This window comes from Bacillus sp. GM2 (assembly GCF_056155945.1).
This window is the reverse complement of record NZ_JBRKSZ010000007.1, coordinates 1,694,203-1,717,510: the sequence shown is the minus strand read 5'-3', so window position 1 is coordinate 1,717,510 and position 23,308 is coordinate 1,694,203. Positions and strand designations below refer to the sequence as shown.

Annotated in this window: 26 protein-coding genes, 1 other RNA gene and 1 pseudogene; 21 read left to right on the top strand and 7 right to left on the bottom strand. The window is 46.3% G+C overall.

Features of this window, described 5'->3' with window-relative positions; translation table 11 throughout:
- Nucleotides 1–79: 79 nt before the first annotated feature.
- The gene (locus tag ACVC9U_RS09745; RefSeq protein WP_075754438.1) at nt 80–535 is read left to right on the top strand and encodes an OsmC family protein; all 456 of its coding nucleotides are present in this window, start codon (nt 80–82) and stop codon (nt 533–535) included.
- Here the strand turns inward: ACVC9U_RS09745 and erbB are convergent.
- From erbB to ACVC9U_RS09730, 3 genes are all read right to left on the bottom strand, one after another.
- A complete protein-coding gene (erbB, locus tag ACVC9U_RS09740; protein WP_023857656.1) occupies nt 532–891 on the bottom strand; it encodes an SMR family multidrug efflux transporter EbrB in 360 nt (119 codons plus the stop codon). The genes ACVC9U_RS09745 and erbB overlap by 4 nt on opposite strands.
- 13 nt (nt 892–904) lie before the next feature.
- Nucleotides 905–1,243: an SMR family multidrug efflux transporter EbrA gene (gene erbA, locus ACVC9U_RS09735; RefSeq protein WP_075754440.1), complete on the bottom strand. Its 339-nt coding sequence runs from the start codon at nt 1,241–1,243 to the stop codon at nt 905–907.
- Between the two features lie 373 nt (nt 1,244–1,616).
- Nucleotides 1,617–1,838, bottom strand: coding sequence for a hypothetical protein (locus ACVC9U_RS09730; RefSeq protein WP_075754707.1), 222 nt, complete (start codon nt 1,836–1,838; stop codon nt 1,617–1,619).
- Between the two features lie 124 nt (nt 1,839–1,962).
- On the opposite strand from ACVC9U_RS09730, the gene ACVC9U_RS09725 reads away from it, so the two are divergent.
- From ACVC9U_RS09725 to ACVC9U_RS09690, 8 genes are all read left to right on the top strand, one after another.
- Nucleotides 1,963–2,364 (top strand): YmaF family protein, encoded by a 402-nt coding sequence (locus tag ACVC9U_RS09725; RefSeq protein ID WP_075754444.1) that lies wholly within the window; start codon nt 1,963–1,965, stop codon nt 2,362–2,364.
- A 101-nt stretch (nt 2,365–2,465) separates the two neighbouring features.
- Entirely contained in the window at nt 2,466–3,410 is a 945-nt protein-coding gene (miaA, locus tag ACVC9U_RS09720) for a tRNA (adenosine(37)-N6)-dimethylallyltransferase MiaA (protein ID WP_020451499.1), read from the top strand.
- 41 nt (nt 3,411–3,451) lie between these two features.
- Entirely contained in the window at nt 3,452–3,673 is a 222-nt protein-coding gene (gene hfq / locus ACVC9U_RS09715; RefSeq protein ID WP_020451500.1) for an RNA chaperone Hfq, read from the top strand.
- Nucleotides 3,674–3,990: 317 nt separating this feature from the next.
- Nucleotides 3,991–4,203, top strand: coding sequence for a hypothetical protein (locus ACVC9U_RS09710; protein ID WP_020451502.1), 213 nt, complete (start codon nt 3,991–3,993; stop codon nt 4,201–4,203).
- A gap of 250 nt (nt 4,204–4,453) precedes the next feature.
- A complete protein-coding gene (nrdI, locus tag ACVC9U_RS09705; protein WP_011197997.1) occupies nt 4,454–4,849 on the top strand; it encodes a class Ib ribonucleoside-diphosphate reductase assembly flavoprotein NrdI in 396 nt (131 codons plus the stop codon).
- Entirely contained in the window at nt 4,806–6,908 is a 2,103-nt protein-coding gene (gene nrdE / locus ACVC9U_RS09700) for a class 1b ribonucleoside-diphosphate reductase subunit alpha (RefSeq protein WP_020451504.1), read from the top strand. The genes nrdI and nrdE overlap by 44 nt, the downstream gene beginning before the upstream one ends.
- Nucleotides 6,909–6,928: 20 nt before the next feature.
- Nucleotides 6,929–7,906: a class 1b ribonucleoside-diphosphate reductase subunit beta gene (gene nrdF, locus ACVC9U_RS09695; protein WP_075754708.1), complete on the top strand. Its 978-nt coding sequence runs from the start codon at nt 6,929–6,931 to the stop codon at nt 7,904–7,906.
- Between the two features lie 117 nt (nt 7,907–8,023).
- Nucleotides 8,024–8,641 (top strand): hypothetical protein, encoded by a 618-nt coding sequence (locus tag ACVC9U_RS09690; RefSeq protein WP_075754446.1) that lies wholly within the window; start codon nt 8,024–8,026, stop codon nt 8,639–8,641.
- An 18-nt stretch (nt 8,642–8,659) separates the two neighbouring features.
- Here the strand turns inward: ACVC9U_RS09690 and ACVC9U_RS09685 are convergent, their stop codons facing one another.
- Nucleotides 8,660–9,535, bottom strand: coding sequence for an MBL fold metallo-hydrolase (locus tag ACVC9U_RS09685; RefSeq protein WP_237562717.1), 876 nt, complete (start codon nt 9,533–9,535; stop codon nt 8,660–8,662).
- 127 nt (nt 9,536–9,662) lie between these two features.
- Between ACVC9U_RS09685 and sufU the strand changes: the two genes are divergently transcribed.
- The 4 genes from sufU (at nt 9,663) to ACVC9U_RS09665 (ending at nt 12,416) form a co-directional block, all read left to right on the top strand.
- Nucleotides 9,663–10,094: a Fe-S cluster assembly sulfur transfer protein SufU gene (gene sufU, locus ACVC9U_RS09680; RefSeq protein WP_075754450.1), complete on the top strand. Its 432-nt coding sequence runs from the start codon at nt 9,663–9,665 to the stop codon at nt 10,092–10,094.
- Nucleotides 10,095–10,187: 93 nt separating this feature from the next.
- Nucleotides 10,188–10,655: a Fur family transcriptional regulator gene (locus ACVC9U_RS09675; RefSeq protein ID WP_075754452.1), complete on the top strand. Its 468-nt coding sequence runs from the start codon at nt 10,188–10,190 to the stop codon at nt 10,653–10,655.
- A 113-nt stretch (nt 10,656–10,768) separates the two neighbouring features.
- The gene (locus tag ACVC9U_RS09670) at nt 10,769–11,434 is read left to right on the top strand and encodes a GntR family transcriptional regulator (RefSeq protein WP_075754710.1); all 666 of its coding nucleotides are present in this window, start codon (nt 10,769–10,771) and stop codon (nt 11,432–11,434) included.
- Between the two features lie 7 nt (nt 11,435–11,441).
- A complete protein-coding gene (locus ACVC9U_RS09665) occupies nt 11,442–12,416 on the top strand; it encodes a DMT family transporter (RefSeq protein WP_075754454.1) in 975 nt (324 codons plus the stop codon).
- A 54-nt stretch (nt 12,417–12,470) separates the two neighbouring features.
- Here the strand turns inward: ACVC9U_RS09665 and ACVC9U_RS09660 are convergent, their stop codons facing one another.
- Nucleotides 12,471–13,232 (bottom strand): N-acetylmuramoyl-L-alanine amidase, encoded by a 762-nt coding sequence (locus ACVC9U_RS09660; protein ID WP_075754456.1) that lies wholly within the window; start codon nt 13,230–13,232, stop codon nt 12,471–12,473.
- A 159-nt stretch (nt 13,233–13,391) separates the two neighbouring features.
- Here ACVC9U_RS09660 and ssrS point away from each other — a divergent pair.
- Nucleotides 13,392–13,575: non-coding RNA, 6S RNA (gene ssrS, locus ACVC9U_RS09655), on the top strand.
- 187 nt (nt 13,576–13,762) lie between these two features.
- Here the strand turns inward: ssrS and ACVC9U_RS09650 are convergent.
- Together ACVC9U_RS09650 and ACVC9U_RS09645 are read right to left on the bottom strand one after the other, a co-directional pair.
- Nucleotides 13,763–14,248 carry a DMT family transporter gene (locus tag ACVC9U_RS09650; protein ID WP_020451514.1) on the bottom strand — a complete coding sequence of 162 codons (486 nt, stop codon included), beginning with the start codon at nt 14,246–14,248 and terminating at the stop codon, nt 13,763–13,765.
- Nucleotides 14,249–14,269: 21 nt separating this feature from the next.
- Nucleotides 14,270–14,719, bottom strand: coding sequence for a DMT family transporter (locus tag ACVC9U_RS09645; protein ID WP_075754458.1), 450 nt, complete (start codon nt 14,717–14,719; stop codon nt 14,270–14,272).
- Between the two features lie 409 nt (nt 14,720–15,128).
- On the opposite strand from ACVC9U_RS09645, the pseudogene ACVC9U_RS09640 reads away from it, so the two are divergent.
- From ACVC9U_RS09640 to ACVC9U_RS09610, 7 genes and pseudogenes are all read left to right on the top strand, one after another.
- A pseudogene (locus tag ACVC9U_RS09640) lies at nt 15,129–15,251 on the top strand (hypothetical protein); the annotation flags it as partial.
- 298 nt (nt 15,252–15,549) lie between these two features.
- On the top strand, nt 15,550–16,173 hold the full coding sequence (locus ACVC9U_RS09635; RefSeq protein ID WP_075754462.1) for a TetR/AcrR family transcriptional regulator: 624 nt from the start codon (nt 15,550–15,552) through the stop codon (nt 16,171–16,173).
- Between the two features lie 2 nt (nt 16,174–16,175).
- Nucleotides 16,176–16,562 (top strand): OsmC family protein, encoded by a 387-nt coding sequence (locus ACVC9U_RS09630; RefSeq protein ID WP_020451518.1) that lies wholly within the window; start codon nt 16,176–16,178, stop codon nt 16,560–16,562.
- Nucleotides 16,563–16,594: 32 nt separating this feature from the next.
- Complete coding sequence (locus ACVC9U_RS09625) at nt 16,595–17,944, top strand: cytosine permease (RefSeq protein WP_075754464.1); 1,350 nt, start codon at nt 16,595–16,597, stop codon at nt 17,942–17,944.
- Between the two features lie 24 nt (nt 17,945–17,968).
- Nucleotides 17,969–20,074, top strand: coding sequence for a hydantoinase/oxoprolinase family protein (locus ACVC9U_RS09620; protein ID WP_075754466.1), 2,106 nt, complete (start codon nt 17,969–17,971; stop codon nt 20,072–20,074).
- Entirely contained in the window at nt 20,071–21,549 is a 1,479-nt protein-coding gene (locus tag ACVC9U_RS09615) for a hydantoinase B/oxoprolinase family protein (protein ID WP_075754468.1), read from the top strand. The genes ACVC9U_RS09620 and ACVC9U_RS09615 overlap by 4 nt, the downstream gene beginning before the upstream one ends.
- The gene (locus ACVC9U_RS09610; protein WP_075754470.1) at nt 21,546–23,285 is read left to right on the top strand and encodes a hydantoinase B/oxoprolinase family protein; all 1,740 of its coding nucleotides are present in this window, start codon (nt 21,546–21,548) and stop codon (nt 23,283–23,285) included. The genes ACVC9U_RS09615 and ACVC9U_RS09610 overlap by 4 nt, the downstream gene beginning before the upstream one ends.
- Nucleotides 23,286–23,308 lie beyond the last annotated feature (23 nt).

Here is a 23,308-nt window from a genome sequence, read left to right as displayed (position 1 = left end):
GTTTTTTAGGCAAATCAACAGACAGAAAGGTCAAATACCGGTAGACTTTAAAGCAGGATAAAAAAAGGAGGTATTTTTTATGGCTAAACATCATTTTTACCTTCAGGCAGACTGGCCTGGAAAACGTAACGACATCGGAAGGATTGAAAGCGGGAATTTAAAAACAGAAATTTCAATTCCAAAGGAAATGGACGGTCCGGGGGCAGGGACAAACCCTGACGAAATGCTGCTCGGTGCCGCTGCGACTTGCTATATCATCACGCTTGCAGCCATGATGGAAAGAAGCGGATTGGAAAAAGAGAGCCTGACGATGGAATCCGAGGCTGTTGTCGATGTGACAGGCGGGGTGTTTACGTACGAAAAAATCATTCACAGACCTCTGATCCGCCTTCCGAAAGAAGCGGCGGAAAAAGAAGTCCAACTTGCCGAAAGACTGGCTGAAAAGGCGGAGACATCCTGTATGATATCAAGGGCGGTTCAGGGCAATGTCGCCATTGAATTAGAGCCGAAGATTGTCGTCTCCAAAGCGGATTAGATTTCGATCGTGAGCTGAGCCTTTTGATCTGCGGCGTCAGCATGCTTTGAATTGAGCAAAAAGACGCCGCAGATGATCAATACAAGCCCAATAAGAGTTTTGAGATTGAATGGCTCCTGAAATATAAAATACCCGATCGCAGCTGTCAAAGCCGTCCCGGTGCCGGCCCAAGTCGCATAAGCCGCAGATAAAGGCAGTGTTTTTAATGAAAAGCTCAGAAACGTAAAAGAAGCCGCAAAACCGATCATGACACCGGCAGCGGGCAGGGGGGCGCTAAAGCCTTCTGACAGCTTCAGCATCGTGCTTCCGAATACTTCGGACAAAATGGCAGCCGCCAAAAAGATCATGCCTTTCATGACATTCTCCTCCTTATGACAGATTGATCAGGACAACGCCTGACACGAGACAAATAATGCCGGCGATATTTCGCCGGTTCAGCTTTTCTTGAAACCACAAGACGCCGATGATTGCAGTCAGAACGGTGCCCGCTCCGCTCCAAGTCGCATAGGAGAGGCTTAGAGGGATGACCTGCAATGTGAGCGACATCATGTAAAATGCGAGACCGTAGCCGATCACTACGAGAACCGACGGCCGCCAGCGCGCGAACCCGTCAGATATTTTCAGCATGGCGGCTGCCGCCGCTTCTGACAAGATGGCGATCAGTAGAAAAATGTAGCCTGCAATCATACGAAATCCTCCTCTATCGATGTTATTCCATGATTCAAAAGGAGAGCTTTCTCTTCGTCAGCCAGCAGTTCCAATTGAAACAAAAGACTTTGACCATTTGCCAGCGCTCTTTTCACACAACTCACGCTGCGGTTTAAGAAATGCTGCCGCAGCAAGGGCGCTTGTACAAAGTCAGTTTTCATTCGAATATCAAAAAACGCAGCCCATAAACGATTTTAAAGTGTTAAAGGTTTATTCCGCAATCGTCATGAGGCCGCTTCAAAGATTTCTTCTTTTTTAGACATAAAAAAAACCCGCATTACTAACCGGTTGGTAAAATCCATCTTAATTGATGCAAAAGTTCTAAGTCAAGAAAAAAGTTATGTAAAAAGGCCCCTGGAAGAGCCTTTATCTGTCAGAAAAAAGGATAGTAAGGATACGGCCGATACGGATATCCCCAAGGGCCGAGAAGCGCTCCGGCAGTAAGTCCGCCCAAAAAACCTCCGAAGAAGGGGCCCGGACCGAAAAACGGACGCGGGCCGAAAAACGGGCGCCCAAAAGGTCCGCCAAAGAAAGGTCTGCCGATGATGCGCTGGTTGTCGTCGCCATATACATGAGAATGCTCGAAATGATTCATAAAAAAATCCCTCCAATAATAAAATGAAACCTGACTAACATCACTGTATTCTGCCCAGCCGTTTTTGCTTGGGCGCCCGTCGTATTTTTGAGTGAAGCCGCCCTTAAAAAGGAGTGAATGAAACATGACGCTGTATCAGTCGGATTGGTCAAAAGCGCCTCCCCATGCCCACGCCTACAGGGCGAGAACATCGACTGCCAATGGCCATTACCACCTAATTGAAGGCTTTTCCCAGCCGGCAAACGGGAGCAATACAGATGGGCACGTTCATTTTTATTCCGGCATCACTTCTTTCGAAAAGGGACATTACCACAGGTATTACGGGATTACGGGGCCCGCGATCCCGCGGGCGGACGGCACGCACTATCATGAAATCGGGGGCACGACCTATCTGGCATATTCTTCGGCTCCCCCGATCAGATTTGGCGGAGTCGTGTATGTAAGCGATGGTATAAAGGAGAGGCACCGGCATACTTTTAAGGGTTCCACAAGAGAAATCGTGGGGAATGAGCCGATAGGGTGGTGAGGGAATGTTTGGAAAACAATGAAAACGGGTAAAATGAAATGGGTGTTTTTGAACGTGAAATGGTATAATGGGAGGAGCTTGTTTAAAGAGAGTGATCAGCAGTGAATAAAACGAAACCGCCGGTCATCGTTTTGATCGGACCGACCGCTGTCGGTAAAACAAAATTAAGCGTGATGCTGGCCGAGCATTTGAATGCGGAAATTATCAGCGGAGATTCGATGCAGATTTACAAAAGAATGGATATCGGCACAGCAAAAATCAAAGAAGAAGAAATGAACGGGGTTCCGCATCACTTGATCGATATTAAAGAACCGACGGAATCTTTCTCGGTTGCTGAATATCAAGAGATCGTCAGACAAAAAATCGCAGAGATTGGCAGGCGAGGGAAGCTTCCGATGATTGTCGGGGGAACCGGGCTCTATATCCAGTCTGTCCTTTATGACTATTCATTCACAGAGGAAGCGGGCGACCCTGAGTTCCGGGCGGAGATGGAGGCGCTCTCTGACAAGAGGGGAGCCGAATATGTTCACTGTCTTTTGAAAGAGCGCGATCCGGGAGCGGCTAAAGCCATTCATCCAAACAATAAACGCAGGGTCATCAGGGCGCTTGAAATTTTCCATACGACAGGAAAAACGATGTCCGAACATATGGAAGGACAGCGGAAAGAGCTTTTATACACCACGGCTCTCATCGGTTTGACGATGGAGCGGGAAGTGCTGTATGACAGGATCAACAGCCGCGTAGACCAGATGATGGATGAGGGGCTGCTGAATGAAGTGAAACAGCTTTATGATGAAAACATAAGAAATTGCCAGTCTGTTCAGGCCATCGGGTACAAAGAGCTTTATGCGCACCTTGAAGGCAGAGCGTCCTTGGAAGAGGCGGTTGAGACGTTGAAACGGAATTCGAGACGCTATGCCAAAAGACAGCTGACATGGTTCAGAAATCAAATGGATGTCGCCTGGTATGACATGACGCCCCCTGTCAATATCGAACAGAAAAAACAGGAAATTTTCACTTACATAGCAGGAAAGCTCGAACTTTAATCGAAACAGTATGGTATAGAGAAACAAGGAGGACCAGAAACATGAAATCGATAAATATTCAAGATCAGTTTTTGAATCAGATTCGGAAAGAAAGCACATTTGTCACGGTCTTTTTACTGAATGGATTTCAGCTGCGCGGACAAGTAAAAGGATTTGACAACTTTACAGTGTTGATTGAATCGGAAGGAAAGCAGCAGCTTATATACAAACACGCCATTTCCACGTTTGCACCGCAAAAAAACGTTCAACTCGAACTCGAATAGCGATTTACGGCTAAAAGACCATGCCTGGCATGGTTTTTTCAGATTGCCTGACAAAATCCTGAAACAGTTTACTGTTTTGGGATTTTGTCGTTTTCGAAGCGACTTTACAATCAACCGCGGCCGTTGCCGATCCTGCCGAGCAGGAGTCAGGGAATAAAAGGAACGGCGGCCAATTGCCGGACATCCTGTCTAAAACGCCGCCGTCATCACGTTCTGTGAAAGACCGAGGCATTCAAATTTACAAAGCGGCATCTAATCGCTAAACTAAGTAGTGTTTACATCAATTCAGTTTGAAAATGAAAAGGAATGAGCGAACAATGAAACCTAAGATCGTCATCAACCATTGGGAAGAGACGTGTGAAGATGATTCCTGCTATGAATACGGCACAAGTATTCTCGTCAACGGAAAAGAACTTGTCAGGGAAGCGTCGATCATGACGGCTGTTCAGTCGGTTCTTAAGGAACTCGGCATCGAAGCCGATATTAAAGAGGTATGCGAGAACAAGTGCTGTGACACTTACAAAAAATAAGCGAAAAAGTCTAGTCTACTAACTCAATTTTTTTCGTGTTATGATAGATTTCGGTTTGTGAGTAGGATGAGCGAACGGCTCTCATTCTACTCATATTTCTTTGGCCTTAGGCCTCCTAAGCTGAAGCAAATTGTGAACTTTCATCAACCTGAGCACAATATATTGTGTTTTCTTGAATGATAGTATACTATATATTGTGTAAGGTTCGAGTTGAAAGACTCGGAAACAATTTTACTAGGTCGTGATAATGATGATTCAGATCGTATTTGATTCAAAAACGGGAAACGTTCAGCGCTTTGTGGATAAGACGCCTTTTCGCAATAAACGGAAAGTCAGCACAGAGGAGTATCTAGACGAACCGTTTGTTTTGATCACGTACACGACAGGGTTTGGGGAAGTTCCGAAAACGACTGAGATGTTTCTTGAGAAAAACGCCCATCTTCTTTTGGGAGTTGCGGCAAGCGGAAACAGAGTGTGGGGAGACAATTTTGCGAAAAGCGCAGAAAAAATCTCGAAGCAGTATCAGGTTCCGATTCTCGGCAAATTTGAACTCAGCGGGACGGCCAAAGACGTTGAACTGTTTACTCAGGAGGTAGAAAGAGTTGTCACAAAATCAAGTGCCAAAATGGATCCAGTTAAACAATGAGATCATGATCCAAAAAGACGGGAAATTCCAGTTTGATAAAGATAAAGAAGCTGTACATAGTTATTTTGTAGACTATATCAACCAAAATACGGTATTTTTCCATGATCTGAAAGAGAAAATCGATTACTTAATCAAGAATGACTACTATGAAGAAGAGTTTTTAAGCCGCTACACGTTCGAAGAAATCAAGGAAGTGTTCAAAGAGGCTTACGCTAAAAAATTCAGATTCCCGTCCTTTATGAGCGCTTTTAAGTTTTACAATGACTATGCGCTGAAGACAAACGACAAGAAAAAAATTCTTGAACGCTATGAAGACAGAATTTCTATCGTAGCTTTATTTTTTGCAAACGGGGATAAGGAGAAGGCGAAGGAATTCGTCAGAATGATGATCAACCAGGAGTATCAGCCGAGCACGCCGACATTCTTAAATGCCGGCCGCAAACGCCGCGGAGAGCTGGTCAGCTGCTTCCTCCTGGAAGTCAATGATTCCTTGAACGACATCTCGAGAGCGATTGATATTTCAATGCAGCTGTCAAAGCTCGGCGGAGGCGTATCGTTAAACCTTTCAAAACTGCGTGCGAAAGGCGAAGCGATCAAAGACGTCGAAAACGCGACAAAAGGCGTCGTCGGCGTGATGAAGCTTCTTGACAACGCATTCCGCTACGCTGATCAGATGGGACAAAGACAAGGCTCAGGCGCTGCGTACTTAAACATTTTCCACCGCGACATCAACGATTTCCTCGATACGAAGAAGATTTCGGCTGATGAGGATGTCCGGGTGAAAACATTGTCCATCGGGGTTGTCATTCCAGATAAATTCATCGAGCTTGCAAGAGAGGATAAAGCGGCATACGTATTCTATCCGCACACCGTTTATAAAGCGTACGGCGAGCACCTCGATGAAATGGACATGAACGAGATGTACGACCGGCTTGTGGAAGATCCGCGCGTCAAAAAAGAAAAAATCCACCCGCGCAAGATGCTCGAAAAGCTTGCGATGTTAAGATCGGAATCCGGGTATCCGTACATTATGTTCCAAGACAATGTCAACAACGCGCATGCGAACAATCATATTTCCAAGGTTAAATTTTCCAACCTTTGCTCGGAGGTTCTTCAGGCTTCACAAGTTTCTTCATACACAGACTACGGTCAAGAAGATGAGATCGGCCTTGACATCTCCTGCAACCTTGGTTCATTGAACATTTTGAACGTCATGAAAAACAAATCGCTTGAGCAGACGGTTAAGCTTGCAACCGACTCGCTGACGCACGTTTCTGAAACGACAAACATTACGAACGCACCGGCGGTCAAAAAAGCGAACAAAGCGATGAAATCCATCGGCCTTGGAGCGATGAACCTGCACGGATTCCTGGCACAGAACAATATCGCCTACGAAAGTGAGGAAGCGAGGGACTTCGCGAACACTTTCTTTATGATGATGAACTTTTACTCGATTGAACGGTCTGCCGAGATCGCCAAAGAAAAAGGTGAGACGTACCATAACTACGAAGGTTCGGCTTACGCAACGGGTGAATACTTCGAAAAGTATGTGACACAAGATTTCTCGCCTAAATTCGAAAAAGTGGCCAAGCTTTTTGAAGGCATGCACATTCCGACAAAAGAAGACTGGGAGCAGCTGAAACAGTTTGTCAAAGAACACGGATTGTACCACAGCTACAGACTGTGCATCGCACCGACCGGGTCCATTTCATATGTACAGTCAAGCACGGCATCAGTCATGCCGATCATGGAGCGGATTGAAGAAAGAACCTACGGCAACTCCAAGACGTACTATCCGATGCCTGGACTTGCGCCAAGCAACTGGTTCTACTATAAAGAAGCGTATGATATGGACATGTTCAGAGTTGTCGACATGATCTCGACGATTCAGCAGCACGTTGACCAAGGCATAAGCTTTACATTGTTCCTGAAAGATACAATGACGACACGCGATCTGAACCGGATCGATCTTTATGCCCACCATAAAGGAATCAAAACACTTTACTATGCAAGAACGAAGGATACAGGGCAAGAAGGCTGCCTTTCTTGTGTCGTTTGATTAAAGGAGAGTATGCGAAAGTGACGAAAATTTATGATGCAGCAAACTGGTCAAAGCATGAAGATGATTTTACCCAAATGTTTTACAACCAAAATGTGAAGCAATTTTGGCTTCCGGAAGAGATTGCGCTTAATGGAGATCTTCTGACATGGAAGTACTTGGGTAAAAATGAACAGGACACTTATATGAAGGTGCTCGCGGGGCTGACGCTTCTCGATACAGAGCAGGGGAACACGGGAATGCCCCTTGTCGCTGAGCATGTGGAAGGGCATCAGCGCAAAGCGGTGCTGAACTTCATGGCGATGATGGAAAACGCGGTCCACGCCAAGTCCTATTCAAACATTTTCATGACGCTTGCCCCGACAGAGACGATCAACGAAGTCTTTGAATGGGTTAAACAAAACAAATATTTGCAGAAAAAAGCTCAGGTCATTGTCGGACTCTATGAGAAAATCCGCCAGGGCGATAAAATCTCGCTGTTTAAAGCGATGGTCGCATCCGTTTATTTAGAAAGCTTCCTGTTCTACAGCGGCTTCTACTACCCGCTTTATTTTTACGGACAGGGCAAGCTGATGCAAAGCGGCGAAATCATCAACCTGATCTTGCGGGACGAAGCGATTCACGGCGTCTATGTCGGCCTGCTCGCTCAGGAGATTTACAATCAGCAGACACCTGAGAAAAAAGAAGAGCTGTACGCGTTTGCCATTGATCTATTGAAAGAGCTTTATGAAAATGAGCTTGAATATACAGAAGATCTGTACGACCAGGTCGGCCTTTCACACGACGTGAAGAAGTTCATCCGCTATAATGCCAACAAAGCGCTGATGAACCTTGGCTTTGAAGCTTATTTTGAAGAAGAAGAGATCAATCCGATCGTGTTGAACGGGTTGAATACGAAAACGAAGTCACACGACTTCTTCTCAATGAAAGGGAACGGCTACAAAAAAGCAACAGTTGAACCGTTAAGAGACGACGATTTTTACTTTGACGATAAGTAAGCCGGCCGGGCTAAAAGGGCGCATCCGCGCCCAAGCCCCGCCTTTCAGTTATAGATACACGGCAAAATGAGAGCAGAACGAATCTGCTCTTTTCACTTTGAGGAGGAAACGGATACAATGGGAAAAATGGATGAAATCATTCTCGTGGTCCCGCGGGAAAACGTATTTGCAAATGAAACGCTGACCTTCCAAGGCGTCAACAGCGACGGTGAGAAGGTCGGGAAGATCATGGCGCATATTGAACAGCACTTCAGTGAAATGAGAAGGGGAGACGCCGAAGAAGATCCTGCGTTTAAACAGCCGATCCCTTATGTTGTCATCAAAAGAGAAGACGAAATATTTGTATACGAGCGGCTCGAAGGCGGAGGGGAAGCGCGGCTTCACAACAAGCTGTCACTCGGCTTCGGCGGCCACATGAACTTTGCCGAAGGGCTTGACTTTTCCGATATTCTGAAGTTAAACACAGACCGTGAACTTGATGAAGAGCTTCTGATTGAGGAATCAGATAAAGAAAAAATGGTGACGCTTGGACTGATTAATGATGATGAAAACAGCGTCGGAAAAGTACATATCGGAATCCTTTCAGCGCTTGAGTTAAAACCGGGTGCACACGTTGAAGTCAAAGAAAAGGAGCAGATTGCCGGCCGGTGGATGAAAGCCAGTGATCTGAAAGAAAAAAGCGTCTATGACAGACTTGAATCTTGGTCACAGTTTGTCGTTGATATCTTAGTTTAAATTGGAAAACTCGCTGATTCAGCGAGTTTTCTTTTCATATTGGACAGGTTTCCATTGAAAAAGTGAGCCCTGCTTTTCGATTAACCCGAAACCAGGGTAGGGGAAATGACACCCGTGGAGCAGGACCTGTCCGTTATAAGCCTGCCGGGCCAGCAGTCTTCTTGTCTTTTCTCCCTCTATAGGGTCATGTTCAAGCGAAACCCGCAGCTTTGGATTGGAAATGCTTTCGGGAATATGAAATACGTCATTGGTGATCTGACAGACCCCGTCTTTTGTCTGTAATTCAATCGTCAGGTGTCCAGGTGTATGTCCGGGCGTATGGATCAGCTTCAGTCCGGGAAGCAGTTCGGTATCTTCTATCAGCAGCTTCAGAAGCGGCCGGACAGCGGAAAGAATGCGAAACTGTTCAGAAGCCGGCGTTTGTTTTGCGTACAGCCATTCTGCTTCACTGATCAGATGAACAGCGTTTGGAAAAGCGGGTTTCCCGTTATTCAGAAGACCTCCCGTATGATCTAAATGACTGTGTGACAAAATGACATAGTCTATGGAATCAGGCTTGATTCCCGCCTGTGTCAGGTGATGAATCAAGTATCCGCTTTCTTGTCCGCCTGTTTCGCCAAATCCCGTATCAATGAGCATCCGTTTTCCGTTCGTTTCCAGATAGATAAAGTTCAGCGCTACTTCAAATTCTTCAGGATAATGTTCTGCTTCATGAGGGTCTCCTCCCGCCAAAAAGAAATCCCTTGAAACTCGAAATGCTCCGTCAGATAAAATTGTCATTTGAAAAGAATCGAGTTGAATGCGGTCTGGCTCCTTCATAATAAATCCTTCCCCCTTTGCGTTTGACCAAGCTGCCTCTTTATTAGAAGAGGCAGCTTCATTGTGTCTTTTCATTTGCGATGAGCTGCTTGATCGGTTATCATTAAATCGTAATAATTACGATTTAACAACAGGAGTATAACTGAATCCGTTTGTTCTTTCAACCAAAATAAACTGTTCAACAGGGAAGGAGCATCATTTCATGCCGAAACTGGAAGAGCTGTATCGGTCCGTCATTATGGATCATGCAAGATACAGGCGAAATTTTCGAAAAATCGATAATCACGGCGCGAATTACGTCCACTACAAAAATCCAACGTGCGGTGATGTGATGACTTTGTTTATCGACATTAAAGATGAAAAGATCGAAGACGCAGCTTTTATCGGAGATGGGTGCAGCATCAGCATGGCTTCCTCATCAATCATGACTGAACTGATAAAAGGAAAGACGTTAAAAGAAGCCGGGCTAATGCGGGAAGCGATGGAGAATATGATCAGAAAAGGAGAAGAACCGGCAGAGGATCTACTGGGAGATGCCGTTTCCCTGATTGGCGTCCATCCGTTGCGTGCCCGTCATAACTGTGCCCTGATGCCGTGGCAGGCGCTCGATCGGATCAAGGAGAACGTTTACTAAATGAACATCACACCTAAAGCGCTCCGGTTCTAAGGCCGCCGGGTAAAGAATATCGGAAGATTCAAGGGAAAAAGGGGCAGTGACGAAAGAGGTATGGAAAACGAAACGAATGTAAAGCAGGAAGCGATGGCACAGCTTAAACGGAAAGGCATTCGAATGACGCCGCAGCGGCTGGCCATCTACCATTATTTTTTAGCAAACAGGAACCACCCCACAATAGCTGAAATTCAACAATCATTGAGGGAGATATATCCTGCCGTCAGTACAGCGACGATATACAACACCATCCGCTATTTTAAACAAGAGGGCCTTATAAAAGAAATGGGGTTTACCGAACCGCTTCGCTTTGATCTGGCTCTAGAGGAACATGAGCATGTCATATGCGAAGTATGCGGAAAGATCGTCGATTTTCATTGTCCGCAACTTGAGAAAGTGAAAGACGTTGCGGCACGGATGACCGGATTTAAAGTGACACATCACCGATTGGAACTGTACGGCATCTGCAAAGATTGCCAGGCGAAAAGAAAATACGCCGCTAAAGTGAAGGAGGTTAAAGGATGACAAAATCCTAAAACTATAAGCCGTTTTGGGATTTTGTCAACAATCTGAGAGCTTAGATAAAATCTAACCTCTTTTTAGTTGTGCATAAAACCAAAATCCGATATATTGGTTTTATGATGAAAAATAACATTAAACGAATCAAACGAATTTCGCTTCGGGAAGAAGTGTATCAAACGCTGAAGCGCACCATCGTACATTTAGAACTTAAGCCGGGGGAGCGCCTGCATGATCAGGAGCTTGCAGAGCAGTTTGGCATCAGTCGCACACCTGTCAGGGAGGCGCTCAAACGACTGGAAGATGAAGGACTTGTTGAAACTGTTCCGGGTTCAGCAACACGTGTAGCACCGTTAAATCGCGAGGAAGCTGAACATGCTTTTACAGTCACTGCAGCACTGCATGCGCTGGCTGTCAAGCTGTCGTTTCCTTTTTTAACGGATTCAGACCTTGATCAACTGGAGGCGCATAACAAAACGTTGCAGCAAGCGATTCAAAAAGAAGACATTATCGAAGCAATCGAATCGGATGCTGCTTTTCATGAGGTGTTTTTACAAGCATCAAAAAACCCGGAAATTACCCGGGCATTGGAGAGAATTTCTTCAAAAATTTACCGCCTTGAGATGTCTCAGTTTTCCTCGATCGGCAGCTTGAAATCTGTCGAACAGCATCAGAACATCATCGATGCCTGCAGACAGCGGGATCGGGATGCGGCCATCAGGCTTGCCGAGGAAAACTGGCTCAGTCTCGGAGACCGATTGGCCGGACATCAGGAAAAGGAGTGAGGGGATTGTGAGGCCGATTATACTGGGCGTTTTTGCAGCCTTCTTTTTTGCTTTTACATTCGTTTTAAACAGGGCGATGGAGCTTGAAGGGGGAAGCTGGATCTGGAGCGCATCGCTAAGATTTATCTTTATGGCGCCTCTTTTATTTGTCATTGTTTGGCTGAGGGGGAACGTAAAAGAGCTTTTTCAGGAAATCAAAAAAGCACCGGGCATTTGGCTGAGATGGAGCATCGTCGGCTTCGGCCTCTTTTATGCGCCGCTCTGTTTTGCGGCGGCTTACGGGCCGGGCTGGCTGATCGCAGGAACATGGCAAATCACGATTATTTCCGGCTCCCTTTTGGCGCCGCTTTTTTACGAAACCATCCAAACAAAAACAGGTCCCGTACAGATGAGGGGCAAAATTCCCTATAAAGGGCTGGCGATGTCGTTTATCATTTTAATCGGGGTGGCGCTGATGCAGGCTGAGCATGCGGCACAGCTTTCTTTGCACGAGATGCTGCTGTGCGTCGTGCCGGTTATGTTGGCTTCATTTGCATATCCGCTTGGGAACAGGAAAATGATGGAAGCATGCGCCGGGCGCCTTGATGCTTACCAGCGGGTATTGGGGATGACGCTGGCAAGCCTTCCGTTTTGGCTGATCCTCTCGCTGTACGGGCTGGCGTCGGCGGGTGCGCCCAGCCGGGGACAAGTCATTCAGTCAGGTTTGGTGGCTGTCTTTTCCGGAATATGCGCAACTGTGCTGTTCTTTGCCGCAACCGATCTTGTAAAAGGGGATATGCGAAAATTAGGGGCTGTCGAGGCCACACAATCGTTTGAAGTGCTGTTTGCTGCCGCTGGTGAAATTTTGCTTCTTTCAAGTCCGCTTCCTGGTGCCATCTCATGGAGCGGCATGGCTCTTGTGATTATCGGAATGGTGTTGAACAGCCATGCATCGAATCAAACGCAAAAGCCGGCGGTTCAAAGTAAAGCTGCAAAAGCATGAAAAAAGCCTGCGATCTATACGAGACAGATCGCGGGCTTTTCTTGATGATTGTCCCTATTCCTGGTAAATGAAAGCGTCAAATCCGGCGTTTTTGGCTTGCTGAACGAGCGCTTCGGCATTTTCTTTTGAAGAAAAAGCGCCAATTTGCACTTTGTAAAGGCTGTCCCTGTAAATCACAAGGGCATCAAACCCTTTCGCTTCCGCTTGAGCGGCAAGCGAATCGGCGTTGGCTTTGGTCCTGAAAGCGCCGATCTGCACTTTATAGAGAGCTGCGGCGTTTTTGGAAAGGTTAAATGCCCTTGCGAGTCCGTTGGCGTGGCCTCTGGCAATGGATTGAATAAACGCGGAAGACTTCAGTTTCTCGGCGTCGCTTGTATTGTCTACAAAGCCATTTTCCGTAAGGAGTGCGGGCATGGCTGTTTCTCTTAGTACATGAAAATTGGCCGTTTTCTTGCCGCGATCCCTGAAATCGACAACTTTTAAAATCTCTTCATGCATGATATCCTGATAGGTGGTGGTAGGTGCGCCGACGCCGGGATAAATGTAATCCTCGAAACCTGTCCCGCCCCCGGCATTCATGTGAATCGATAGAAAGTAGTCCGCTCCCCAGCTGTTCGCGGCGTTCGTGCGTTGCGTCAGACTGACGGTTTGGTCGCTTGTCCTGCTCAACAGGACTGAAACATTTTGATATTCATTCAGCAGCATGTTTCTTAAAGCCAAGGCGGTTTGCAATGTTAACTGTTTTTCTTGCAAACCATTAGCTGAAGCACCTGTATCAGTCCCGCCATGGCCGGGATCGATAAAAATTTTTACCACAAGACATCACCTCAATAGACAGTCTATGAACAGATGGACGTGAAGGGTTGTACGATCGCCACAAGATTGCAGAATTTTGTAAATATTCAACTTATTATAGAGCGTCATATTCTCTTCAGGCAAGAGGTTGCATTTTGAATGTTTTTATCATATAATTCAATTACGCTGCATTGTACGTAATGATAATTAAGTTTTAACCTTTAAGCTGTAATAGGGAGTTTTATATCGGAACCGGAATGTCATGCCTTCCTCGAAAGGACGACAGGAACGTTTCTGCAGACACCCACTTTGAGGAGTGTGGTTTAAAACTTTCTTACTTGCATACGGCAATTGCAGCACTTCACTTAAGTCATTTGAATAAAATGGCTTTTTTTATTTGCTTAAAATAGGTTTACTATAAATGTTTTATGTAAACTAACTTGCTGTAAATAAAGGGCGGTGTCCGCCCCTTTATTCATTTTAAAGTGAATGCTGTCAAGTAAAACGAATGCCTGAATTCCAGCAGGCAGAAGGTGCAAAAATGGCTGGCATCAAAAATGCTGAATGATGATAATTCCCGTGATCATCAGGACAATTCCCAGCATGCGCTGCACATTCAAGCGGTGTTTGGGGGTTCCGAACCATCCAAAATGATCGATGATGAGGGCAATGATCATTTGGCCGCTTAAAGCCAAAACAACAGTAAGCGACGCTCCGACAATCGGCAAAAGTAAAATATTGGATGTAATAAAGATGACGCCAAGTATTCCGCCAGTCCAGAGCCACCAAGGGCTGCCCGTGATAAAGGTTTTTGCTGTATGTAAATTGTTTAAATGAAATAACCGCCGATGTTCAATGATCGACGTAAGAAAGAGAAGAATGACCATTCCGACCAAAAACGAAATAAGTGAAGCGATAAAAGGTGATTGGAGAGCATTTCTCAGCTCTGAATTAATAGATGTTTGAATCGGTGATGCCATTCCGGCAAAAAGCCCGAGCATCATGTAAAGAAAAACGTTCATAGTGTTGTTTTTCATTGGTGATAAACTCCCTTGCTATTAATATTTTTTGATAATGAAAACCCCGGAGATGATGAACAAAATGCCGATGATTCTTGGAAAGTTTAATTCATGAACGGGAATATGAAACCATCCGAAGTGATCGATGGCCAGAGCCATCACCATCTGCCCAAGCAAAGTGACAACAACCGTCAGTGCTGATCCAAGGCGCGGAAGCAACAAAATATTTGAAGTTAAATAAAAAACGCCTAAACATCCGCCTCCAATGAGGATCCACAAGGGGATGGAAGGGAGAAGTCCGATGATAGACAAAAAATGGCGCTCTGTCACTAAGGCGACAATGAGCAGGATAAGCGTCCCGGCAAAAAAAGATATGGCCGCCGCCCCGTAAGGCGAACCGATCTTCATGCCCAGCCGTGAATTAATTGAGGTTTGAACAGGAATGGCCATTCCGGCCAAAATGCCGGCTATTAGTATTAAAATGATCATATTTTTAAAAACTCCTTTTTGCGGTAATTGGAACGATTATTTCAAAGCTGAAAGTCTTGCTGTTTTTGAGGGACACTTTGTATTTTGGCGAAAAGGAGTTCATGATGCAAGTGCTGATTGATGAAAAGAATTCAAAATTTGCAGCTTTGTATCTATATCATTTTTCTTTTATGAAAATAATCTTGTAGCGATAAAAAAACCAAAGAGGGCTCCGGCTGAGTTCTCTTTGGTTTTTTCAAGTCCGGTTCCTCGTGTTCAAAGCCGTAAAATCTCTCCATAAAAAGTAAGTTGGAATCCCGGCAAAATTCCGCTCATCCAAATCGAACACGCAAATTTTTAAGAAAGAAGAATTGTTAAACTGAAAAAAGTCCTATAAACTACAAGTAATATTTTGTTAGGGGGTGGGAACGTGTTCAACGAAAGAGAGGCGCTCCGATTAAGACTGGAACAACTGAACAATGCCGAGATACAAGCCATACGCGAACTCCAAAATGAGCGGAAAGACATTTATTCCAGGCTGCGGGAATTAGATTGTCTAAAAGTTTCATCATCACATCATAAAAAAACGTTATTAGAATTAGTCGATGAAACTGCAAATCTCTTGAAAAAATAAACCGAAAGCCGTTTGATCCAGTGGCCGTGAGAGGGATGAAAGAATGAAATAGAGGTTTTACTTTGCTCATATTTTGCAATTGCGCGAAAAATGGAAAGGTTAGCAACTTGACTAGGAAAAGAACATTGTATAAGATTATTCTTACAAATCCAATAGGAATAACGGCCCTAAAACTGACTGACTTGTCAATCGAGATTCAGGGTAAGGAGGGAAACACTTGGGAAATACGGATACAAGAGAGGAATTGCTACATATTGCGCTTGAGATTTTTGCTACGAAAGGATATCACGCGACAAAAATTTCAGACATCGTAAAACAGGCCGGCGTTGCACAGGGAACTTTTTACTGGCACTTCAAAAGCAAAGAAGAAATCGCCAAGGAAATCATAGACAAGGGGAAAGAAAACCTTCTTGCAGCCATTCATCAAGGCTACAGGCAGACGTTTGCTCTTACAGATGACATGATCCAATCCACGACAGCCCTTATGAAAAGAATTTTTACGTTTGCACAGGAGAACCGACACTTAATGACGTTTTTATTAGTCAAGGGACAAGGCGCCGATCCGGAAATCAGGGAGGCAATCGAAGAGGCGCTGATCAGTGTTGAACAAGCATTTAAAAAGAATATCCAAAGGGCTACAGAGCTTGGCATGCTAAATTCCTCCCATAATACTGATCTGCAGGCCACCATGTTAACAAGTCTTGTGTTGGGCACACTATCAAAATGGCTGTTTGGGCCAAAGCATGATCTGAATTATGTTCCTAAGTTTTCGGTTGATGAAATGACTGAAGAATTGGTTCATTTTGAATTTTTCGGGCTGATTGGCCAAAGGAGGAATTAAATTTGTCTATTATTCAAAAAACGAATGGAGAGTTTGGGATTTTTCATGAAGCCGGTATGCAGGCCAAGGGATCTTTCACTCCGAATTCAGACGGCCTTTCGCCGATTGAACTGTTGGAAGCTTCATTAGGGATGTGTATCACCATTTCTTTGCAAAGGATGTTTGAAAGGGACGGCATAGAGGTGCAGGAGGATGAGTTTTCAGTTTCTGTTTCCGCCGCTAAAGCGCCCGATGGCCCGTCCCGTGTTGAAAAATGTACGGTTAGCGTCAAATTGCCCGAGCATCTTCCGACCGACTATAAAAAGAAATTAATCACCTCTGCTGAAAGGGCATGTACAATCGGCAATACGTTAAAACGAGGGGTAACGATTGATACGAATATGGTGTAACAACCTACATGATGAAAAGAAGGAGCATGAAAATGGAAAACAACAGTAAAAAACCTTCCTATACAAATGCTGATGATTTTGCTGTTACATCAGTGCCTGAAAATAAGAGAAAATCGATTTTTAATATTACGATTACAAGCTGTGCCTGGATTATCTCATTGTCGACGATTGTGACTGGAGGAGCGCTGATCCAGGGATTGAATTTTGCGCATGCCGTTTTGGCTGCCGTCTTAGGTATGCTGATTATTGCGGTCTATGGCTTTTTTCAAGGTGTAATGGGTGCAAAATACGGAATATCGACAACTGTTCTTGCCCGTCAGGCATTTGGACGCTACGGATCGGGCCTTTTTGGAATCGTCTTGGCGCTGACGCTGGGAATCGGCTGGTTTGGCTGGCAGGTTGCTTTTTTCGGCACGACCATTTCTGAAATGTTTCCGGGTGTTTGGCTTGCAAAGCCTGAAGTCGCCATCGTTTGGGGCGGTATGTTAATGATCCTTACCGCTTTTATAGGATATCGCGGACTTGCCGCTTTAAGCTTTATCGCTGTACCTTTAGTCGTCATCTTTTCTATATGGGGCATCGTGAGTGCTGTCAATTATTCTGGAAGCTGGCATAACTTGCTGACGTTTCATCCGACAGGGGACCCTATGACGATATTTGCCGGAATTACAATCGTAGTTGGAAATGCTGCATTAGGTGCGGTTGTTTTTCCTGATGTGACGAGATATGCAAAAGGAGCGGTTTCAGGAGGAATAGGTGCGTCTGTCGGTTATTTCCTTGGAGGTGTTTTCTGTCTTGTTGCAGGAGCGGCAATGGCCATTGCTGCGAATGTTCCGGATATCGGGTCAACACCGAATATTCCTGCCGCGATGAGCAAGCTCGGGCTTGGATTTTTGGCATTTTTCATCATCGTTTTTGCACAGTGGACGACGAATGATAACAATTTGTATACCGGATCTCTGGGGCTTCGCAATGTTGTGAACATTCCTAAGAAAGCACTTGTGGCGATCATGGGCGTGATCGGCATCATCATTGCATTATTAGGTGTCCAAAATATGTTTGTGCCATTCTTAACATTTTTAGGTTTGTATGTTCCGCCGATCGCAGGAGTGATGATCGCCGATCATTGGATCACAGCACCTGTCATCAAGAAAATACAATATCGATTCGGGGCTGGAACAACTTATTCGAAGCTGAATGTTGCGGCGATTCTTTCGGTGATCATCGGAGGTTTTACCGCTTCAAAGGTAACGTTCGGCATCGGACCGATTAACTCTACTGTACTTGCATTTTTGATTTATATCGTTTTTACATTTATTTTCACAAAATTAAATCTCCGTTACGAAATCGGAGAAGCGACAGAGGAATCGTCTGGTTTTTAAGCGGATAAGGAGGAAAGGTTTTCAATGATGAATGAAAAAAACCAATGGGTATTTGGAATTGATGTCGGCGGGACGTTTACAGATTTAGTGGCTGTCAACAAGGGAGGGAAAATGGTTTCGACGAAGACGCCTTCAACCCCTGATCAGTCTGATGGTGTCATGAACGGGATTAAAAAAATGGCTGAAATCATCGGAATAGATTTAAAGGATCTGTTAGCCAACAGTCCATTGGTGGTCCATGGAACAACAGTTGCCACTAACGCTTTGCTGGAATATAACGGAGCAAAGGTGGGGCTTCTCACAACGGAAGGCTTTCGGGACGAAATCGAATTCCGCCGCGCGTACAAAGAAAGCGTGTTTTCTCCGCGCTTGGAAGCCCCTTATCAAATTGTCCCAAGAAGGTATCGTGTGGGGATTCCTGAACGACTGGATCATACGGGAAATATCGTAACTGTGCTTGATGAAGAAGCCGTCCGCCGGGCAGTCCGCGGGTTTATCCAAGAGGGGATCGAGGCGGTTGCTGTTTGCTTTCTGTTCAGCTTCATGAATCCTTCGCACGAAATCCGCGTTAAAGAGATTATTCATGAGGAAGCTCCCGGCATGTTTGTATCGTTATCATATGAAGTGCTGCCGCAGATTCGGGAATTTGAACGGGTGAGCACGACCATTGTCAACGCGTTTACCGGCCCTTCCATGCAAAGCTACTTGAACCATCTTGACGAACGGCTTCGCGAAGCCGGATTTGCCGGAGAACTGTTTGTCATGCAATCTAACGGCGGGGTGCAAAATGTCATTCAAAGCGGAAAATTTGCCGCAGGAGGCCTTCTCTCAGGTCCAGCCGGAGGAGTGACGGCTGCTTCCTTTATCGGAGAAAAATCGGGCTACGAGAACGTCATTACCGTAGACATGGGCGGAACAAGCTACGATGTCTCGGTTATCGAAAAGTTAAATCCGGCAATCACGACTGAGAACTGGATCAGCAGATACCGGGTTGCCTTGCCGATGATGGATATTCACACGATCGGCTCCGGCGGCGGAAGTATCGCCTGGATTGACAGCGGCGGAGCTTTACAAGTCGGCCCGCGAAGCGCAGGCTCCAATCCGGGGCCGGCCTGCTACGGAAGAAGCGGAGAAGAACCGACAGTTACGGACGTGAATGTTTTCTTAGGCTATATTAACCCTGATAACTTTCTAGGCGGAGAAATGAAGCTTGACCGTTCACTGGCTGAAAAGGCGATCCGCACACGAATTGCCGAACCGCTCGGAATTTCGACAGTGGAAGCCGCTCTTGCGATCTCACAAATCGTCAATAGCGATATGTCAAATGCAGTCCACTTTGTGACGACACAACGGGGTCATGATCCAAGGAATTTCGCCCTAATGGCTGTCGGCGGCGCCGGAGCCATCCATGCAGGCAAGCAGGCGGAAGACCTCGGCATTAAAACCGTTATTGTTCCGTCCCTTGCCCCGGTCTTCTGTGCGCTCGGCGATGTGGCAGCAAACCTTAAAGTAACGGAGCTCAGGACACGCTTTGAAAGTCTGAAAAACGTTGATCTGCAAGCGATGAATGCCGATTTTGAAAAGATGGAACAGACGGCCCGCGAAAAACTTGGAGGCCAGTCGGTCACCAATCAATATGAAACCCGCCGCTTTATCGATATGCGCTACGCCGGGGAAGTCCATGAAGTCACCGTACCGGTAAAATCGAGGACGCGGAGAATTACAGAATTGAATCTTGAAGCAACGGCGGCAGATTTCCATGACCTTCATGAAAGAATGTTTGCCCATAAAGATCCCGAGCACGACATTGAAATTTTAAATCTCCGCCTTGACCTGGTTGGGGTCAGAGAGCCGTTAAAGCTTAAGGAGGAGCCGTTTGAGCAGGAGGACTCTTCAAAAGCGAAAACAGGTGAACGCGAGATGTATTTTGACATCGAACCGACGAGGACGCCTATTTTCAACGGATCAATGCTTGAGCCGGGCAACTTGATTGTCGGTCCTGCCATCATTGAGCAATGGGGTACGACCATTGTTGTTTATCCGGGACATGAGGCGCTAATCGATTCTTACCGCAACTGTGTCATTGAAGTAAAGCACTCTCAACAGGCGACTAGAGGTGGAAATGCATGATCCAAGCTCAAATTCTTTATAGCAAGCTGCAATCGATCGGCAGAGAAGTCGGGGATAATTTGCAGCGAATCTCCCGTTCTCCTTTGCTTTCGCAAGACCGGGCATTTGCTACAGCGATTTTTACGAATGAGCTGAAAATCGCGGTTCAACATCAATATGAGCCTGAACATTTGTTCGCCTTAAAAGAAAGCGTGGAAAATCTGTTCGACTATTTTTCATTTGATATCGCAGATGGAGATGTGTTGCTCGTCGCAGATCCATACAGCGGCGGAACGAAAGGACAGTCGCTCACCATGGCGGCGCCGTTATTCCTTGAAGGGGAGCTCGTACTCTTCCCCGCTGTCCGCGCTCAGATGATCGATTTGGCCGGCGAGTATCCGGGCGGCTTCCATCCCGATGCATTTGAAGTTTGGCAGGAAAATATCAGAATTACACCGGTGAAGCTTTATAAGCAAGGTGTTCTGCAGACCGATATTCTTCGTTTCTTATTATCAAACAGCCGGGTGCCCGCTTCTTTTAAAGCGGATTTGGAAGCGATGTATACATGTTTGCATGGCGCCAAACAGCAATTGAAAACGTTTCTTGGCAGCTACGGCCAAAAAACAGTGACCGAATCGATCGACGGCATGTTTGAATACAGCCGCAAAAGGGTTGAGCATCATGTCTCTCACCTGCCTGAAACTGAAATGAGCGCTGTCCAGGAGTTTGAAGTTTCCAAAGGAAGCAAGAGTACAATTCATGTGCAAATCTCAAAGAAGGACGATGCGGTTGAGATCGATTTGAGCAGATCATCGGCGCAATCCGTAAAGCCGGTTAATTCGCCTGCCGCTTTAACGAAGGCGTTTGCCGTTTGGCCGTTCCTGGCGAGGATTGCCGATGAAATACCGATCAACGAGGGAACGCTTCAACCTTTTCAAACGAAGACGAGGCTGGGAACGATTTTGGATCCGGAATTTCCTGCAGCGACAGCATTAGCTCCAAGCATTACCGGCCATTTCATCGCTGAAGCGGTATATAAAGCCATTCAAAACGGACAAGGGACGAATGAAGAATTTCCGCCGATTTACGGGACAGGTCCGCAGGCCGTTTTTTATCCGGAGCTTGGCGCGGAAGCTGAAACGAAATCAATCGTTCTGGCGCCCGGGTATCCTTCAGCTTCAAATGGCTTCGGGCCGCCTGCTTTATTTGGCCAACGGATGCTTGTCTCTGCAGAGGAATTGGAGCTTTACCACGGTTTTAAAATGGTTTCCCGGGAGTGGACGGACAGTGGGGAGGAAATGAAAGTGTCTCTGCTTAACCAGGAGGACGATATTTATTTCAACCTTCTTCTGCCTTTTAGTGAAAGGGGAGAATACGGGTCTCTGTCAAGAACGGGAGATCATGACGAAATCTTTTATGAAAGCACGGTAAACCAACATGTGAAAAAAGGCGAGCTCCTCGTCTTTACGTACTCTCAAAAGGAGGAGCAGCTATGATTAATCAGGACTTTATTCTATCACAGGTGGTCGGCGGTTCTCTTGATGCGGTTGCCAGGGAAATGAGCGCCACTGTTACGAGAACGGCCCGTTCCCCATTGTTTAACGAAGCGCACGATTTTACGACGGGCGTCTTTGACCTTTCCGGCAAAAAATCGCGCCTCGTCGCGCAAGCCCCGGGCTGTACGCTGCACCTTTATGCGGTAGTAGGCGCAGTTGACCATTTATTGGACGCCTTTCGGTACGATCTTCACCCCGGAGATATTCTTCTGGTGAATGATCCGTATCATGGAGGCTCACACAGCCTTGACTGGACAATCGTCATGCCGGTTTTTTATAATCGCAAGCCGATCCTGCTCCCTGCTGTCCGAAGCCATATGGCCGATAATGGAGGTCCGGTTGCCGGAGGGTACAATCCGCGCTCAAAAGACATTTGGCATGACGGCCTGCGGATTCCGCCATTAAAAATTTATGAGCGGGGAGAAAAGCGCAGGGATGTGTTCGATTTAATCGTTGCAAACAACCGGCTTTCCCATTGGCTTGAAGGCGACTTAAATGCGATGATCGGGGCATGCAAGGTCGCTGCCTCCCGAATCCAAACGATGCTGGATAAGTATGGCGCCGAAAAGGTGATTACGGCCATTGACAACCGGATTCAATATACAGAAAACAGGGTTCGCGATGAAATCACCAGCTGGCCGGACGGCACCTATGTCGGTGAAACATTTGCTGACCACGACTTTCAAGGCAACCGCGATATTAAGGTTCGCGCAACGGTGACTGTCAAAGGCAGCGATCTTCACATTGACTTTACCGGCTCCTCTCCGCAAGTAAAGGGCTTCATCAACAGTCCGCTCTCAAATACGACTTCATTTGCTTTTGTCGGTATTTCGACTTGCTGTGATGAGGATATTCCGATCAATGAAGGATATATGAATCCGGTAACAGTAACTGCGCCTGTAGGAACAGTTGTGAACCCGCAGCTGCCGGCACCGTGCGGACACGCGACTGCGTGCGTAGGAGCAGAAATAGCCGAAGCTGTTCTTCAGGCCATTTCCCAATGTGCGCCAAAACGCGTCGGAGTGAACGCCCATAAGCTTCCTCTCGCCTATTCTCACGGAAAATACGACGACGGGAAGCCGTGGGTGAACCTGAATTTTTACGGCTATACCGGCGGTGCGGGGGCTGCATACGAAACGGACGGATGGGGGCTTTATCCTCCCGTTATGACAGGAGTTATTCTTCCATCGATTGAAATGACTGAAGTTCAATACCCGAGCCGTGTATTAAAGCATGAATATACGAGCGATTTTACGGGTGCAGGCCGATGGAGAGGAACCCCCGGGCTGGATGTTCAGATCCAGCACTTAAAGGAAAGCCGCACAAGCGTCATGATGGCAGGGGTCCGAAATACAACAAAAGGCTTCTGCGGAGCTGGCGATGCACCAAGCAACAAGGTGATCGTCGGGTATGGAACAGACGAAGCCAGAGAAATCGCGGAAACCGCTTTTGAAGTCAAAATGCCTGCGGGCGGCATCATCCAATTTTACCGTGCAGGCGGCGGAGGCTGGGGAAATCCGCTGGAACGTGAACCGGAAAAGGTGCTGGACGACGTCTTCAACGAGTTTGTCAGCATTGAATCAGCATTGCAAGATTACGGTGTCGTAATTGACCCTGAGACACTTACCATTAACGAAATGGAAACAAAACGTGTGCGGGCTTCCCGCCTTTCATAAATAAAAAAGCTGATCTGAAAGGA